The 16,773-nt window shown below is 43.3% G+C and carries 17 protein-coding genes; 10 read left to right on the top strand and 7 right to left on the bottom strand.

What is annotated here, in order from left to right; all coding sequences use genetic code 11:
• Positions 1-64: 64 nt before the first annotated feature.
• From BM736_RS19805 to purM, 5 genes are all read right to left on the bottom strand, one after another.
• The gene (locus BM736_RS19805; RefSeq protein WP_076415355.1) at positions 65-1,069 is read right to left on the bottom strand and encodes a LacI family DNA-binding transcriptional regulator; all 1,005 of its coding nucleotides are present in this window, start codon (positions 1,067-1,069) and stop codon (positions 65-67) included.
• A 392-nt stretch (positions 1,070-1,461) separates the two neighbouring features.
• Positions 1,462-1,845, bottom strand: a complete 384-nt coding sequence (locus BM736_RS19800; protein ID WP_076415353.1) for a hypothetical protein — start codon at positions 1,843-1,845, stop codon at positions 1,462-1,464.
• A 150-nt stretch (positions 1,846-1,995) separates the two neighbouring features.
• Positions 1,996-2,400, bottom strand: a complete 405-nt coding sequence (locus BM736_RS19795; RefSeq protein ID WP_076415351.1) for a hypothetical protein — start codon at positions 2,398-2,400, stop codon at positions 1,996-1,998.
• Between the two features lie 210 nt (positions 2,401-2,610).
• Positions 2,611-3,255, bottom strand: coding sequence for a phosphoribosylglycinamide formyltransferase (gene purN, locus BM736_RS19790; protein ID WP_076415349.1), 645 nt, complete (start codon positions 3,253-3,255; stop codon positions 2,611-2,613).
• On the bottom strand, positions 3,255-4,292 hold the full coding sequence (purM, locus tag BM736_RS19785; protein WP_076415345.1) for a phosphoribosylformylglycinamidine cyclo-ligase: 1,038 nt from the start codon (positions 4,290-4,292) through the stop codon (positions 3,255-3,257). The genes purN and purM overlap by 1 nt, the downstream gene beginning before the upstream one ends.
• 213 nt (positions 4,293-4,505) lie before the next feature.
• Here purM and upp point away from each other — a divergent pair, with 213 nt between their 5' ends.
• Positions 4,506-5,132 (top strand): uracil phosphoribosyltransferase, encoded by a 627-nt coding sequence (gene upp / locus BM736_RS19780; protein WP_076415343.1) that lies wholly within the window; start codon positions 4,506-4,508, stop codon positions 5,130-5,132.
• A gap of 215 nt (positions 5,133-5,347) precedes the next feature.
• Here the strand turns inward: upp and BM736_RS19775 are convergent, their stop codons facing one another.
• Positions 5,348-6,667, bottom strand: coding sequence for a Na+/H+ antiporter family protein (locus tag BM736_RS19775; protein ID WP_076415341.1), 1,320 nt, complete (start codon positions 6,665-6,667; stop codon positions 5,348-5,350).
• Between the two features lie 331 nt (positions 6,668-6,998).
• Between BM736_RS19775 and BM736_RS19770 the strand changes: the two genes are divergently transcribed.
• Positions 6,999-7,604: a peroxiredoxin C gene (locus tag BM736_RS19770; protein WP_076415339.1), complete on the top strand. Its 606-nt coding sequence runs from the start codon at positions 6,999-7,001 to the stop codon at positions 7,602-7,604.
• A 131-nt stretch (positions 7,605-7,735) separates the two neighbouring features.
• Here BM736_RS19770 and rnt read toward each other — a convergent pair whose 3' ends face one another.
• Positions 7,736-8,407: a ribonuclease T gene (gene rnt, locus BM736_RS19765; protein ID WP_076415337.1), complete on the bottom strand. Its 672-nt coding sequence runs from the start codon at positions 8,405-8,407 to the stop codon at positions 7,736-7,738.
• A gap of 141 nt (positions 8,408-8,548) precedes the next feature.
• Between rnt and BM736_RS19760 the strand changes: the two genes are divergently transcribed.
• The 8 genes from BM736_RS19760 (at position 8,549) to pal (ending at position 16,764) form a co-directional block, all read left to right on the top strand.
• Complete coding sequence (locus BM736_RS19760; protein ID WP_076415334.1) at positions 8,549-9,418, top strand: OmpA family protein; 870 nt, start codon at positions 8,549-8,551, stop codon at positions 9,416-9,418.
• Positions 9,419-10,051: 633 nt separating this feature from the next.
• Complete coding sequence (locus tag BM736_RS19755) at positions 10,052-12,202, top strand: prolyl oligopeptidase family protein (RefSeq protein ID WP_076415332.1); 2,151 nt, start codon at positions 10,052-10,054, stop codon at positions 12,200-12,202.
• A gap of 171 nt (positions 12,203-12,373) precedes the next feature.
• Positions 12,374-12,772 carry a tol-pal system-associated acyl-CoA thioesterase gene (gene ybgC, locus BM736_RS19750; protein ID WP_076415329.1) on the top strand — a complete coding sequence of 133 codons (399 nt, stop codon included), beginning with the start codon at positions 12,374-12,376 and terminating at the stop codon, positions 12,770-12,772.
• A complete protein-coding gene (gene tolQ, locus BM736_RS19745) occupies positions 12,762-13,451 on the top strand; it encodes a protein TolQ (protein WP_076415327.1) in 690 nt (229 codons plus the stop codon). The genes ybgC and tolQ overlap by 11 nt, the downstream gene beginning before the upstream one ends.
• Positions 13,451-13,885 carry a protein TolR gene (gene tolR / locus BM736_RS19740; RefSeq protein WP_076415324.1) on the top strand — a complete coding sequence of 145 codons (435 nt, stop codon included), beginning with the start codon at positions 13,451-13,453 and terminating at the stop codon, positions 13,883-13,885. Before tolQ ends, tolR begins: the two co-directional genes overlap by 1 nt.
• Before the next feature lie 3 nt (positions 13,886-13,888).
• Complete coding sequence (tolA, locus tag BM736_RS19735; protein ID WP_076415322.1) at positions 13,889-14,848, top strand: cell envelope integrity protein TolA; 960 nt, start codon at positions 13,889-13,891, stop codon at positions 14,846-14,848.
• Between the two features lie 10 nt (positions 14,849-14,858).
• Positions 14,859-16,187 (top strand): Tol-Pal system beta propeller repeat protein TolB, encoded by a 1,329-nt coding sequence (gene tolB, locus BM736_RS19730; protein ID WP_076415320.1) that lies wholly within the window; start codon positions 14,859-14,861, stop codon positions 16,185-16,187.
• 34 nt (positions 16,188-16,221) lie between these two features.
• Positions 16,222-16,764: a peptidoglycan-associated lipoprotein Pal gene (pal, locus tag BM736_RS19725; RefSeq protein WP_076415318.1), complete on the top strand. Its 543-nt coding sequence runs from the start codon at positions 16,222-16,224 to the stop codon at positions 16,762-16,764.
• The last annotated feature ends 9 nt before the right edge of the window (positions 16,765-16,773 follow it).

The following is a 16,773-nucleotide window of genomic DNA, read 5'->3' as shown; positions in this document are numbered from 1 at the left end:
TTCCATCAAAGCCATTGCACATCTGTAACAAAACAATACCGCGGACATATGACTTATAAAGTCATCACAAACTTCCACCTGCTGAGATACTGTAGCCAAGATCGTAAACTTTCTGTTCTGATGGAACGCCGGCTAAGGCACTAATAATTAGCTCAGCGCTTTTTTGTCCAATTTCAAAGCGGGGGGAGTCGATACTGGTGAGGGAGGGGCTCATCACAGTGCCGATATCCAATGCGTTGTTGCCCACTACAGCTAATTGATGAGGAATCGATATCCCTTGTTGCTGCGCCGCCAACATGATGCCAACGGCAATATCATCATTGGTACAAAAGGCGCCGTCTAAATCGCTATGCTGGTTCAGTGCTTGCTCTAGCAGGTTCGCGCCAATTGAGAAGCTTGAGTGGGCCTCTGTTAAGATGTAGATGGGCTTATGACCTTGCGCTTCTACCGCTTGGGTATAACCTTGCATTCTTAACTTGGTTCGGCTGTCTAATCGCGCACCAAAGTAGGCGATCTGTTTCTTGCCAGAGTTGAGCATCTGAGTGACGACATCATAGGCTGCAGCTTGATGGTTTAAGCCCACTGCCATATCGATAGGAGTGTGTGGTAGCTCCATGGCTTCCACTACTGGTATGTTCGCCGTCCCTATCATCTGTAGGGTACGGTTAGTATGTGAGGTTTCAGTTAAAATCAGTCCATCGACTTGATAGGAGAGCAAGGAGGCGATTTTACTCTCCTCCTCTAAGTCGCTATAACCAAAATGGGCAATTAAGGTTTGGTAGCCATGGCTGCTTGCAACCTCTTCAATGCCTTGGGCAAAGCGGGCAAATACTTGATTAGAGAGTGAGGGCAGTAAGATACCAATCGCCTTGCTTGAAGCTTTAGACAACATGGCTGGTGCGCGGTTTTGAATATAGCCTGTAGCCTCAATCTCTTTGGCAATCTTTTCTCGGGTGCTAGCAGCGACAGAGTGTGGATCACGCAGATAACGGGACACTGTCATCTTAGTGATGCCTATCCTGTCAGCAATATGTTGCAGAGTAGGTCTGGTTTTTTGTGTTGCGCTCATAGATGATCTCACTTTAATGTTACAGGTAACATTAACAGTTAAACTAGGTAGATACTATTGATAACGCGAACGTTTCTTTAAGATTATGAGGGGAGAACAGCTTGATGGTAGCCAGTGTCACCTTAATGAATGACTTAACGGCTCAACATGTCGTGAATCTCACTAAGGGAGGTCACTAACAACTTGATGAACAGTGATGATGGTTTATCCCTTATGTTTATCTCTCAAGCTTAGTCACTAGCTTAGTCATTATAATAAGTTAACTTCGATGCTTTCATAAGCTAGGCGATTTAGTTATGCGGCAAAGTTATGCGACTAAAGTTATGCGACTAAAGTTATGAGATTAAAGTCATGAGATTATAGCAATGCAATCCAAGCTTGAGTTCCCTGCTTTAGCTTCTGTTCGGACGTACCTCAAACTTTATATCTGCGCCATGGTGTATCTCTTCAAGCTCAGCCTCACCTAATCGAAACTGCTTCATGTCGCCTTGTTGTACCACGACTCTTTGCCGCCCATCAGCATGCTCAATACTAATTTTTACTCCCTGTCGATGATCTGAAACGACATCCCCGATAATCGCACCTCCTAGTGCACCAATAGCAATGTCGCCCCAGCTGTCACCAGCGACGGCACCTGCAACACCTCCTATCATGGCGCCAGAGCCTGCATGGCGCGAGCCAAGGTTAATATGGTCTACAGAGGTGATATTGACGGGCTCTGCGAGTGCAGAGAATGTGACCAATGGTAGGAGCAAGCTAAGTAATATACGTTTCATTAAGTTATCCAAGTTTATCGTTCTTTGGGTTGAGGTCTAACTATGGGGACGAGCTAGATGTCGAGAAATGGTTTAGCACCATAAGAAATTAAAAGAGTCGTCACTCAGCATGAAACTGTTAATCGTTAACATTGACTAAAGTGACTGAGACTAGTCAATTAAACGGGCGACTAATTTTGCTTCAAACTGCTCAATACCTAATTGATGACAGCTATCAATCAAATACCGCTTGGAGTCGTGGAAGTGATAGCGGAAAAATTGAGAGAGGCGAGTATCTTCAATTTCGACCATTTGAGTTGCCCAGTGATTAAATACCATCAGGCTTATGTAAGCACCGAATGCCTTAGGTGAAAGTTCAGTATCGATATATTGAGTTTTCACCCGGTACTTTTCGGGAGAGTCTGGGTATGCCAAGAAGTGATAACCCTGGCAGACAAGACATTGCCATTGAGTTTGTGTGTAGTTAGCCGCAGATGATATGGCAAACTCATGAAAGCTTTTTATCAGCCTTATATGCATCATGCCTGGCAGTGCTTCACTAAATCTTGAGAACATTGGGTTTCCGATAGTGATCGATTGAAACCTAATATTAAAGAGTTTGGGCTTATTAATACTCACTAAGGGGTTTAGTGTCTTTTAGTATGAGCAGCCCTGATAAGTAACATTTGGTAAATAGCAGGTGCCGGGTTGTGAGGGGGATACAAAAAAGGCTCTGAACTTAGTTCAGAGCCTTTTCATTAAGCTGTCATGAGTAATAAAGCTGCTTTAATCTGCAGCGTAACCCATTACATCAAGCGCTTTATCATCAAGGTGAGCCATACCATCTTTCATCGCTAGTCGATTCTGGCTATACCATTTCACGACTAAAGGATAGATTGAGTGCTCTTGTTGATGGACACGCTCAGCTAAAGTCTCTGCTGTGTCTTCATCATATACAGGCACTTTTGCTTGTAATATCACAGGGCCAGCATCAAGTTCAGGTGTCACGAAGTGAACACTTGCACCATGTTCACTATCTTTTGCATCGATAGCACGCTGGTGGGTATTTAAGCCTGTGTACTTAGGCAGAAGAGAGGGGTGGATATTGATCATCTTCCCCTCAAAGCTCTGTACAAATTCATCACTGAGAATACGCATAAAGCCTGCTAATACGATAAGTTCAGGTTGATACTTATCGATTGCAAGTTTTAATCGAACATCATATTCACTGCGAGATTCACCTTTGCGAGCTATCACACAACTCGTATCAATTTCACTTTGATGAGCACGAATTAAGCCATAAGCATCAGGCTTATTACTTATTACGCCGACAACTTCACCTTCAAGGTGGTCGTCACAACTATCAATAATGGCTTGTAAGTTACTACCATTACCAGAAATTAAGACCAATATGCGACAGCTAGCAGACATTACAGAATCTCCACTTGCTCTTCGTCACCATTGCGCTTGGCAATGTTACCGATTAGCCATGCTTTCTCGCCTTCAGCATTAAGCAGCTCAAGTGCTGCGTCAACTTTATCAGATGGCAACGCGACAACCATGCCCACACCACAGTTAAAGGTACGGTACATCTCAAATTCAGCGATGTTGCCGTTTTCCATTAACCAGTTGAAAACCGTTGGCCACTGCCAAGAGTCACCTTTTACAACAGCTTTACAGTCATCAGGAAGGACGCGTGGGATGTTTTCCCAGAATCCACCGCCTGTGATGTGTGCCATCGCGTGAACTTCAGTCTGTTCAAGTAGCTTAAGCAGCGACTTAACATAAATTTTTGTAGGTTCAAGTAAGTGATCGATAAGTGGCTTACCCTCAAGATTTTCTTGTGGATCAGCTTTGCTCACCTCAAGCACCTTACGGATCAATGAAAACCCGTTTGAGTGTGGGCCGCTTGCACCAAGTGCGATAAGCGAGTCACCAGCGACAACTTTAGTGCCATCGATGATATCTTCTTTTTCAACGACACCGACGCAGAAACCAGCAAGGTCATAATCATCACCTTCGTACATACCTGGCATCTCGGCAGTTTCACCACCAATGAGTGCACAGCCAGACTGTACGCAACCTTCAGCAATGCCTTTCACTACAGATGTAGCAGCATCAACATCAAGCTTGCCTGTTGCATAGTAATCAAGGAAGAAAAGTGGCTCAGCGCCTGATACGATTAAATCGTTTGAGCACATGGCAACAAGATCGATACCAACTGTGTCGTGCTTCTTATAGTCGATAGCTAATCTTAATTTGGTGCCAACGCCATCGGTACCAGAAACAAGCACTGGGTGTTTGTACTTAGTTGGTAGTTCACAAAGAGCACCAAATCCACCTAAATTGCCCATAACTTCTGGACGGTGGGTACGTTTCACGGCTGTTTTTATATTATCAACTAGTGCATTTCCGGCGTCGATATCGACACCTGCATCTTTATAGCTAAGCTGGGTAGGAGTGCTCACGAAGATCCTCTCGGGTACAGAATGGTTATTGGATTTTATGCGGCGCTATTCTACCAGTTTGTGGCAGGCCTCGAAAGCGAAGATTTTGCTATTTACAGCGGACTTGGCTCACGATTTATCGTGTTTTTAAAACTTTATGTTTGCCAATGTGGACAAATAAACTAAAATCTCGGGAATTTGCTTGAAATAATGCCAGATAATCAGGAGAAAAAGATGAAAGTCGTTGAGGTTAAACATCCTTTAGTACGTCATAAAATAGGTCTAATGCGCGAAGGTGACATTAGTACTAAACGTTTCCGTGAGCTTGCTGCGGAAGTGGGAAGCCTACTAACCTATGAAGCCACTGCTGATTTTGTAACAGAGCCTGTAACCCTAGAAGGTTGGAACGGTCCTGTACAGGTTGAACAAATTAAAGGTAAGAAAGTGACAGTGGTTCCTATCTTACGTGCAGGCCTTGGCATGATGGATGGCGTACTTGAGAATATTCCAAGTGCACGTATCTCTGTTGTGGGTATGTACCGCGATGAAGAGACACTAGAGCCTGTGCCTTACTTTGAAAAGCTTGCCAGTGATATGCCTTCTCGTATCGCGCTTGTGGTTGACCCTATGCTTGCTACTGGTGGCTCAATGATCTCTACCATTGATCTATTAAAAGAGCGTGGTTGTACTGCGATTAAAGCATTGGTATTGGTTGCTGCACCAGAAGGTGTTGCTGCTCTTGAAAAAGCGCATCCAGATGTTGAGCTATATACCGCTTCTATCGATGATTGCCTAAACGAGCAGGGATACATTCTTCCTGGTCTGGGTGATGCTGGCGATAAGATTTTCGGTACCAAGTAGACTCAATTAACGAGTTTCTATTAGGCTAACCAATAACAAGCTGTTTAAACTGAACAAACATTGTACGTTAGCTTAAAAAGAAAAAGGAGCCAATTGGCTCCTTTTTTGTTTTCACTTTTCTCTAACTTCAAAGCTCAAAGCTCAAAGCTCAAAGCTCAAAGCTCAAAGCTCGAAGCTCAAAACTTGAACCTCGAACCTCGAACCTCGAATTTTTCCTAAAGTACCATGGCCGCTATCCATCCAAATACAAGTAGTGGGATGTTGTAGTGAATAAAGGTTGGGATCACACTGTCTTTAATATGATCGTGTTGCCCATCGGCATTCAAACCTGCTGTTGGACCTAAGGTTGAGTCAGAGGCTGGTGAGCCCGCATCCCCCAATGCCGCAGCAGTACCTACTAGGGCAATCGTAGCCGTGACAGAGAAGCCAAAGCTCATGGCTAATGGCACATAGATAGTGGCGATAATCGGTATGGTTGAAAACGATGAGCCAATGCCCATGGTAATAAGTAGACCGACGATTAGCATCAAGAAAGCAGCTAGAGCTTTATTATCACCTATGATGTGAGTTAACGAGTCAACGAGAGAACTGACATCGCCTGTCTCCTTAACAACTGCGGCGAAACCTGCGGCTGATATCATGATAAAACCAATATTGGCCATCATACGCACACCTTGATTAAACACATCCTGATCGGCAACGTGTTTTAGTGCGCCAGAGAAGCTAAAGATAATGAAACCAATTAAGGCACCAAAGATCATTGAGCCTGTAAATAACTGGACGGTCAATGTTGCAACTATAGCAACAAGGGCAATAGCGATATTCTTGCTATTGACTCCCTCTTCAGGTTCAGCAGCTAATATCAACTCCTCTTTATACTCACGAGGTTTTCTGTAACTGATAAATACCGCGACCAATAATCCAGTGATCATGCCAAGTGCTGGGATCAACATCGCTGTTGGGATCTGCTCTCGCACTGCATCAAGGTTATTACTGTTGAGGTTAGCCAGTAAGATATCGTTTAAGAAAATACCGCCAAAACCAACAGGTAAGATCATATAGGTGGTGACTAGACCAAATGTCAGTACGCAGGCCACAAGACGTCTATCTAGCCTAAGCTTTGACATGACATGCAAAAGTGGCGGAATTAAAATGGGAATAAATGCGATATGGATTGGTAGTAGATTCTGTGAGGAAACCGCCATAGCTAAAATAGCTAATAACAGTGTCCAACGAACACGGTTCATATTCGTGCTATTTTGCTCTTTCCCTAAGCTTGAGATAACCCGTCTAGAGATAAGCGTCGTTAAGCCTGAGTGAGATAATGCAACGGCAAATGCACCGAGTAGGGCATAGCTTAACGCGATTTGTGCACCACCACCTAAGCCAGTGTTAAAAGCATCTACGGTATGTTGAAGATCCATGCCCCCAACAAGTCCTGCGACAAGTGCACTTACAGTAAGCGCGATAACAACATTCACCCTAGCTAAACTGAGGCCTAGCATTAGGCAAACTGCGATAACAACAGCATTCATATCAATTGATTCTTTCTTTTCTTTAGTTTGGCAGCCATTTTTGCGCAGCAAGGCTAGGCTTGTCCAGCTTACAGAGCATTTATCTGATAAAAGCCATTAGATGTAAAAATGATGTGGGTATAAATAAAATGAAATGTGAAAGCCTGTTGTAGATACTCATATTTGTAAGGGACGTGCATTGATCTATGGTGAGTTATTCGGCGCTTAGATGAATAATTAATTAATAAAGGTGATATTCATCTCAAAAAGCTTGTATGCAGTCAAACACTGCCTATAATGCCATAAGATTTATAACGAAAACGTTTTTTCAATCCATAGATGGAGATATAAAATGAGCGTATTAGTAGGCCGTCCGGCACCTGATTTTACTGCAGCAGCTGTACTTGGTAATGGCGAAATCGTTGATAGCTTTAACCTAGCTGAAGCCATTCAAGGCAAGCCAACGGTAATTTTCTTCTACCCACTTGATTTCACTTTTGTTTGCCCATCTGAGCTGATCGCTTTCGATCACCGCATTGAAGAGTTCAAGAAGCGTGGCGTAGAAGTGATTGGTGTTTCTATCGATTCACAGTTCACTCACAACGCATGGCGTAACACTCCTGTCGATCAAGGTGGTATTGGTCCAGTTCAGTACACACTAGTTGCTGACGTTAAGCATGAGATCTGTAAAGCATATGATGTTGAGCATCCAGAAGCCGGTGTTGCTTTCCGTGGTTCTTTCCTAATCGACAAAGAAGGTCAAGTTCGTCACCAAGTGGTTAACGACCTTCCACTAGGCCGTAACGTTGACGAAATGCTACGTATGATCGATGCACTTCAGTTCCACGAAGAGCACGGTGACGTTTGCCCAGCGGGTTGGGAAAAAGGCGACAAAGGTATGGATGCGAGCCCAGAAGGCGTTGCTTCTTACCTAAATGATAATGCAGACTCTCTATAATCATTTTTGATTTTTGATTGTCATAGCATAATGAAAGCCGCGTTTATCGCGGCTTTTTTGTGTCTGTCATAAAGTTAAGCCATAAAAAAACGGCCAAAAGGCCGTTTTGTCGTTATAAGCGTTAACCATGGTTACTTTGTTTCAGCTGCCACTTCGTCACTATCGTGGTTCACGGCTAATGGCCAACCGCCGAGTGCTTTCCATTTGTTGACAATATGACAGAAAAGCTCGGCTGTGCGCTCTGTATCATAAAGGGCTGAATGGGCTTCGCTATTATCAAAGTCTATTCCGGCAATCGAGCAGGCTTTAGCCAGTACCGTATGACCCAGTGCTAAGCCAGAGAGGGCGGCTGTATCAAAAGTTGCAAATGGGTGAAACGGGGTGCGCTTTAGGGCACAACGTTCAATCGCTTGAGAGACAAAGCCATGATCGAAGGCTGCATTATGAGCCACAATGATGCTTCTATGACATCCAGCTGCTTTTTGCGCTTTTTTTACCTCTTTAAATATCTCTAAAAAGGCTTCTTTTTCGCTAACAGCGCCACGGAGTGGGTTAGTTGGATCAATACCATTAAAGGCAAGTGCATCAGGCTCTAAGTTAGCACCTTCAAAAGGCTCTATGTGATAGTGAAGAGTTTTGTCTAAGCTTAGTACACCTTCATCATCCATTTTCAGCATGGTGACGGCAATTTCAAGCAACGCATCTGTTTGGGCGTTAAAGCCTGCAGTCTCGACATCGATGACAACAGGGAAGTAGCCCCTAAAACGGTGATTTAATTTATTGGCGTCGCAAATATCGCTCATTAAAGTGTCCAAATAGTTATCAGGCCGCTATTATGATCTAACTGTTTATTGCTGTCATGTCTGAATGGCTACTTTATAAGCTAAAGGTCTGTAAAAGTGTGCCGATAGCATTAAGTAATAGAATTAACATGAGTACTTGGTATGTGGCTTAGAGTATTGTTAGCGTCAACATTGTGCCTGCCCTTTTTTGCGACTGCAGAATTGCGTCACTATGTTGCCTCTCTCGATCAATCTCAATGGAAGTTGAGTGGTAACTCACCGATCATATGCCGTCTCGAGCATGATATTCCCTCCTATGGAAAAGCCGTTTTCACGAGTACCGCCGGTAAAGACCATAATCTAGATTTTAGTTTAGATATGTGGGTAAAACCTGATCAAGTGACTCAGGCAACATTAATGAGTATGGCGCCAGCTTGGCGTCCAGGCATTCTATCTAAATCAATTACTGAGCTTACCTATCAAAAATACTTTAGTGGTGAAGTGCCTCGTAATGCGGCTTGGTCAATGTTAGCCGAGCTTGAACGTGGTATGCAGCCTACTTTTTATTATGCTGATTGGTATAACGAAGCTAATAAAATTGCAGTAGGTTTATCAGCAGTTAATTTTAATCGTAAGTATGGTCAGTTTAAGGCGTGCTTAGCTGGCTTATTACCTTATAGCTTCGATGACATTGCATTTACTGTTTTAACCTATGAATTTGGTGGCTCTGAGCTAACTCGGTATGCGAAAGCACAAATGGCTAAAGTGCAGGAGTATCTGGCTTATGATCCCGATGTTGAGGTGGTTTTGATTGATGCTTATACCGATAGTTATGGTGGACGCTCGGTCAATAAGAAGATTTCAGAAGATAGAGCTGATTCTGTTAAAGAGTTCTTTTTAGCTGCAGGCATAGACCAAGAACGGATCTATACAGTCGGACATGGTGAGAGGCGTCACGTTGCATCAAACGATACTATCGATGAACGTGCAAGAAACAGACGTGTTGTCATTAGGATTAGTAAACCTTTATGAGCCATTTAATCCTTTAAATAAATATTGAATTAAGTTTCATCTGTTATACGAGCCCAGCTTATATGCTGGGCTTTTTATTTACTTCAGTTTGAAAACGGTACGAAGGTTTTAATAAGTTGCTAAATTTCAGGCAAAAAAAAGCCCGCTTAATAACTTAAGCGGGCCGCAAATAATATATTGCAATCAACAAATTGAAGGAAGGAAGTCAAGCATAAGAACCAGGGATAAATTCACGTGTTAGACACGGGAATTAAGAGTTCTTGTTTTCATATCTGTAAAACAGATACTTCCTGAAAACGAGATAATTATAGGGCCGGAGCTAAAAACTCGCAAACTAGAAAAAATACCAGTTCGCATTAGTAAATCTAATCTAGTTAAGTGTGATCTATATTCATAAATGCAGTAATTCAAAGCTTTTACGAGTGATTAAGCAGTTTACTTGCATAATTCTACGCATTATTTAATTAAACCGTGTTACAGGATTATTAACATTCACGCTTGCTAAATTTCTAGTCATAAATTTTTCTTTGATTGATTCACTCATTATTACTTGTATAGTGGCATCCATGCTGAGTTTATGACTCAGACAGGAAGATAATAATAAATAATGATATCAGCAGCAGGAAGGCAACTATGATATTTAAAAGTAAGATGAAAAAGCGTCATTTGGTTCTCGCAGGTTTAACCTTGGCATTAATGGGGTGCCAAGCAACTCAGCAAGAAACTGAAGAAGTTTCTCCTCTCGTTGCTATAGCAGGGGATACCGTTGAATCCATTCATGGCGTAGAGGTTGCGGATCCTTATCGCTACCTTGAAGAAGAGTCAGCACTGACAACAAGCTGGGTAAAGGCGCAGCAAGCGGAAGGTAAGGCTTATTTATCAGGTATTACTAATAAGCAAGCCGTGGTCGATCGTATTACTGAACTTTGGAACTATGAGAAGGTATCGGCACCATTTGAACATGGTGATAATACCTTCTTCTATCGTAATGATGGTCTTCAGGCGCAATCTGTTCTGTTTGTAAAAACAAAAGATGGCCAAGAGAAAGTGGCACTAGACCCTAATAGTCTATCAACTGATGGCACCGTTGCTTTGTCAGGGGTATCAGTGAGTGGCGATGGTAAAACCTTAGCTTATGGCGTATCTAAGTCTGGTTCAGATTGGCAACAGTGGCAATTTGTCGATGTTGAGAGCGGTGAGGCACTTAGCGATGAACTCAAGTGGATCAAGTTCTCTAAAGCCGTATGGAACAAAGATAATACGGGTGTTTACTATTCTCGTTATGATGCACCTGAAGGCGGTAACGCGCTGGCTGATGTGAACTTTAACCAGAAAGTTTATTTTCATAAGCTAGGTACCGAACAGTCGCAAGATGCACTTATCTATGAGCGCCCACAAAATAAAGATTGGGGCTTTGGTGCTGATGTCTCCGAAGCTGGTGACTATCTGCTTATTTCTGTGTGGCAAGGTACCGACAGTAGAAATCGTTTCTTCTACAAGCCTTTAGATGGGAAATCGGATGTTGTTGAGCTTATTATTAACCTAGAGGCTGAATATAGTTTTTTAGGTAACGATAAGTCAGTCTTTTATTTTAAGACAGATCTCGATGCGCCAAATGGCAAAGTTATCGCTGTAGATGTTAATCAGCCTGAGAAAAGTAACTGGAAAACCATCGTTGCTGAATCAAGCGATCCTATCAGTGATATTGCCATCATTAATGACCACTTAGTCGTTAGCTACCTACACGATGTGTTAGGAAAACTGACCATATTCAGTATGAATGGTGAAAAGCGCCAAGACGTTTCTTTGCCTGGTAAAGGTAAAGTTGCGGGTCCTTACGGTAAAAGAAGTAAAGATTACTTCTACTATGTCTTTAATAGCTATGTGCAACCAAAGACGACCTACAAGTTTGATTTTAAAACCGGTAAGTCGAGTTTATTTGCTGAGCCTAAGGTGTCGTTTAACCCGGAAAACTATGTGTCTGAGCAGGTTTTCTATACCAGCAAAGATGGTACCCGTGTCCCTATGATGATCTCTTATAAAAAGGGATTAAAGAAAAACGGCGCCAATCCAACATTGCTCTATGCATATGGCGGTTTTGCTATCTCTCTAACGCCAAGGTTTAGCCCTGCAAACATTGCCTGGATGGATATGGGCGGCATTTATGCTGTGCCAAACCTGCGAGGCGGTGCTGAATATGGTGAAAGCTGGCATAAGGCTGGAATGTTAGATAAGAAGCAAAATGTGTTTGATGACTATTATGCTGCTGCTGAGTATCTCATTGATGAGAACTACACTAACAAGACTAAGCTAGGTGCTTATGGCCGTAGTAACGGTGGATTATTGATGGGCGCAACGTTAACTCAACGCCCTGATCTGTTTTCTGCTGTGTTACCTGCGGTAGGCGTTCTCGATATGCTTAGATTCCAAAAATTTACCATCGGTTGGGCTTGGACAAGTGAATACGGAAGTGCGGATGTGGCTGAGCAGTTCCCTGCATTATTAGCGTACTCGCCATATCACAACGTCACCGAGCGTAGCTACCCAGCTACTATGGTGATGACAGCGGATCATGACGATCGTGTCGTGCCTCTTCACAGCTTTAAATTTGGCGCTATGATGCAGGCTAAACAAACGGGCGATGCACCAGTCATTATGCGCATTGAGTCAAAAGCAGGTCATGGAGCAGGTAAACCTACGTCGATGAAAATTGATGAGTTTGCTGATATCTATAGCTTCCTGTTTGAGAGTTTTGGTTTAAAAATACCTGCAAAAGTTAACTAATAATCTCAGTTAAGTGAAAGGTGTTATCAAAGAGGAGCGATTGCTCCTCTTTTTTTATGAACAAATATTTATGAATATAGTGATCCTGTTGAGCTGAGAAGCATTCACAATTGGTTTTGGTCTAGGTATAGTAGGCCTCTATTTTATCTCAATGAATGGCATCTTAAATTCATGTTTCGTTGGCCCATTTCAGTCTATTACGAAGATACTGACGCCGGTGGCGTTGTATATCATTCAAATTATCTTAATTTTTTTGAGCGTGCGCGCACCGAGTGGTTAAAGGCCATTGGTGTGAAACAAACTGCTTTGTTGGCCGAGGATATCGCCTTTGTTGTTAAGAAGGCTGAATTAGATTTTTGCCGTGCAGCCAGGTTTGAGCAGAACCTTACCGTCGAAACTGTTGTCATAGAAACCAAGAAAGCATCTTTGACCTTTCAGCAACGTTTAGTTGATGAGCAAGATGTTGTGTATTGCGAGGGTAAGATCTTGGTTGCTTGTATCTCTTTATCTCGTATGAGGCCCCGTGCCATCCCACAAAATATAGTTCAGGAGTTTAATCGTGGAAGCTGATATTTCATTTATAGGGCTATTTTTACAAGCCAGCTTATTAGTTAAGTTTGTTATGCTCACCTTGCTGGGCCTGTCAGTGATCTCTTGGGCGGTTATTATTCAACGTCGTCGACTACTTAACGCTGCGAAGCAAGACTCAATGAAGTTTGAGGATAAGTTCTGGTCAGGTGTAGACCTGAATAAACTTTATAAAGAGATTTCCGCGAGACAGGATAACAATGCAGGCCTTGAAGTCCTGTTTCATACTGGCTTTAAAGAGTATGCAAGATTAAGTAAGCTTAATGACAAAGTACCAGGTGCTGTCATGGACGGTACATACCGTGCTATGCGGGTTTCTCTTTCTCGAGAAATGGAAAAGTTAGAAAAAAACCTCCCTCTATTAGCCACTATCGGATCAACCAGCCCATACATCGGCTTATTTGGTACCGTATGGGGGATCATGAACTCCTTTATTGCACTCGGCGCCGTTGAAAATGCCACCCTTGCTATGGTCGCTCCAGGCATTGCCGAAGCTTTGATTGCAACCGCTATGGGTCTCTTTGCTGCGATTCCTGCAGTTATAGCCTATAACCGTTTTACTACCCAGGTTGATAGTGTCGAAATGTCTTATGCGAACTTCATGGAGGAGTTCTCAAGTATTTTACACCGCCAAGCGTATACAGATAGGGAAGAAGGCTAATGCAACAGGGCTACCAGCGAAAGCGTAGACGTCCAGTTGCTGAGATCAATGTTGTACCTTATATCGATGTGATGTTGGTGCTATTGATTATCTTTATGGTGACTGCACCGATTGTTACCCAAGGGGTTAAAGTTGACTTACCACAAGCAACCTCTGAATCTCTTCCTGCTGACAGTAAACCGCCTGTCGTTGCCTCTATCGATGCTGATGGAGATTACTTCTTAGATGTTGGCAGTTCGAGTTCAAAAGAGACGTTAGATCTTGAAGAGATAGCGATTCGAGTGGGGGCGATTATCCAACTTGAACCTGAGCGCCCCGTTGTGGTTAAAGCTGACCGGGCTATTGCCTATGAAAGAGTGATTCAGCTTATGGTGACACTTCAAGGAGCAGGCGTTCCATCGGTTGGTTTGATGACAGATACACCAGAGGAGTAGTCGGTGGCTGATAAATCGGATTTTACGTTACCTTTAGTGATTTCAGCTGGTATTCATATTGGCGTGCTAATTGTGCTTATCGTCGGGGTAGATTTTTCTGAAAAGCCTAAACCGCAGCCTCAAGCGAGTGCGCCTGCAGTTCAAGCTGTTGTTGTCGATCAGAAGATGATTGCGCAGCACGTTGAAAAGCTGAAAGCGGATAAGCGAGAGAGCGAGCGTAAAGAAAAAGCACGTCAAGATGAGCTCGAGAGAAAAGCGCAGCAAGCTCGGCAGCAAAGAGAGCGCGAGCAAGCGCAAATTAAGAAGCTTGAAAAAGAGCGTAAGCAAAAAGAGATTGAGACTAAAAATGCAGCTGCTGCAGCCAAAGCTGCTCAGTTAAAAGAGAAGCAAGAGAAAGAGAAAGCCCAAAAGGCTGAGGCTGACAGAAAGCAAAAAGAGAAAGAGCGTAAAGCATCGGAAGAAGCGGCTAGAAAAGCGGCTGAGAAGCGTAAGCAAGAAGAGGCTGCTGCTAAAAAGGCTGCCGATGAACGTAAACGCAAAGAGGAAGCTGAGCGTAAACGTAAAGCGGAGGCTGAACGAAAGCGATTGGCCGAAGAGAAAGCTAGGCAACAGCAAGAGCAGATGATGCAAGATGCACTTGCAGCAGAACAAGCGGCGCTGTCTCAGACTCGCAATAAACAGGTAATGAGTGAAGTTCAGCGTTATACCAGCATGATAAGAGCAACGATTCAGCGTAATTTGGTTGTTGATGAATCTATGCGAGGTAAAAGCTGTCGAGTCTTCATTCGATTAGCCAGTGATGGGTTTGTGACTGCGACTAAAACCTTATCTGGCGATGCGGTAGTGTGTCGTGCTGCTAAGGCTGCGATCAACAAGGCCGGACGCCTTCCTGTATCTGCCGAGCCTGATGTATATAACAGACTCAAAGAAATTAATTTAACAGTTCAACCGGAATTCAATTAATAGAGGTCCTATGAAGATTTTTGGGAAATGGCTCTTTTTAGGCCTGATAATTTTAAGCTCACCAGTAAAGGCCGCGTTAGACATAGTGATCACCGAGGGTGTTGATGCGGCAAGGCCTATCGCTGTGGTGCCATTTGTGTGGCAAGGTACAGGAGTCGCGCCTGAGCAGATCTCAGATGTAGTTATGTCTGATTTGACCCGTAGCGGGACGTTTAATCCGCTCGATGAACTGAGCTTGCCTCAAAGAAATATCAGTAGTGTGTCGCAGTTTGTGGCAAAGGACTGGTCTAACATTGGGGCTGAAGCGGTCGTTATGGGCGCTGTTAAGCCATATGGGAATGATCAATACTTAGTGACTTTCGACTTAATTGACCTTGTAAAAGCACAGATGCAACAAGGTAATGGGCCACAGTCTAGCAGTGAATATTTAATCGATAGTAGAGAGACTGTCATCTCAGCCGCTCAGTTTAGGCAGTATGGCCACAGGATCAGCGATCTTGTTTATGAGCAGTTGACTGGGATCCGTGGTGCCTTTTTAACACGTATAGCTTATGTCGTGGTTAAGCATGGTGAAAAATCTCCCTATCAGTTGATGATTTCAGATTACGACGGTCATAATGAGCAGATGCTGTTACGCTCACCAGAGCCATTGATGTCACCTTCATGGTCTCCAGACGGACGTAAGTTAGCTTATGTCAGCTTTGAAAATAGAAAAGCTGAAGTATTCGTACAAGATATCTATACCCAATCTCGTAGTAAGATCACGAGCTTTGACGGTATCAACGGTGCGCCAGTCTTTTCTCCAGATGGTAAAAAGCTGGCTCTGACGCTGTCAAAAGATGGTCAGCCTGAGATTTATGTTGTCGACATCAATACTAAAGCGTTAAAACGAGTGACTAACCATTATGCAATTGATACTGAAGCATCTTGGTTCCCAGATGGTAAGTCATTAATTTTTACCTCTGAGCGTGGCGGTCGTCCGCAAATTTATAAGGTGACACTGGCGTCGGGTAAAATACAAAGATTAACGTTTGAAGGTGAGTGGAACTTAGGTGGTTCTATTTCGCCTGATGGTCGTAGTATGGTTTTTGTAAATCGTACCAATGGCAAATTTAATATTGCAAGAATGGATCTCGAAACGCGCTTTATGCAAGTGTTAACCACAACGCGTCTCGATGAATCACCGAGTGTCGCACCAAATGGTACTATGGTGATCTATGGAACAACACATCAAGGTAAGCAGGTATTAGGGGCCGTTTCTACGGATGGACGATTTAAAGCGAGATTACCTGCGGGGCAGGGGGAAGTTAAATCTCCTTCATGGTCACCTTTTCTATAAACAATTTTAACTAAAATAAATTAAGGATTTTAAAATGGATCTCAATAAGCTGTTTAAGGCTATGTTGGTTGCGCTTCCAATTATGGCGCTGAGTGCTTGTAGTTCAACTTCTGAATCAGAAACTGATTCAAGCAGCTCAAGCTCAACTTCAGGTTCAGGAAGTGAGTTGGCTACTGGCGGTGTTGAAACAGGTGGTGTAGCTCCAATTTTGACTCCGGAAGAGCAGCAGCGCTTAAAGTATCAAGAACTGCGTAAAGAACACATCATCTACTTTGATTTTGACCGCAGCGCTGTGTCAGCTCAATTTGCAGAAGTCCTTCAGGCTCACGGTAACTACCTAGTAGAACATCCAAATGTGCGTTTGATGATCGAAGGACACGCTGATGAGCGTGGTACTCCTGAGTACAACATCGCACTGGGTGAGAGACGTGCTAAGGCCGTTGCTAAATACCTTCAAGGCATGGGCGTTCTTCCTAGCCAAATGAGCATCGTTAGCTATGGCGAAGAGAAGCCATTAGATATGTCTCGTACAGATGATGGCTTTGCTATCAACCGTCGAGCTGTTTTAGTTTACTAATCGTTTGGT

This window comes from Shewanella sp. UCD-KL12 (assembly GCF_001957125.1).
In the GTDB taxonomy this organism is placed as follows: Bacteria; Pseudomonadota; Gammaproteobacteria; order Enterobacterales; family Shewanellaceae; genus Shewanella.
Note: the sequence above shows the minus strand (reverse complement) of the source record. Positions and strands in the feature narration are given on the sequence as shown.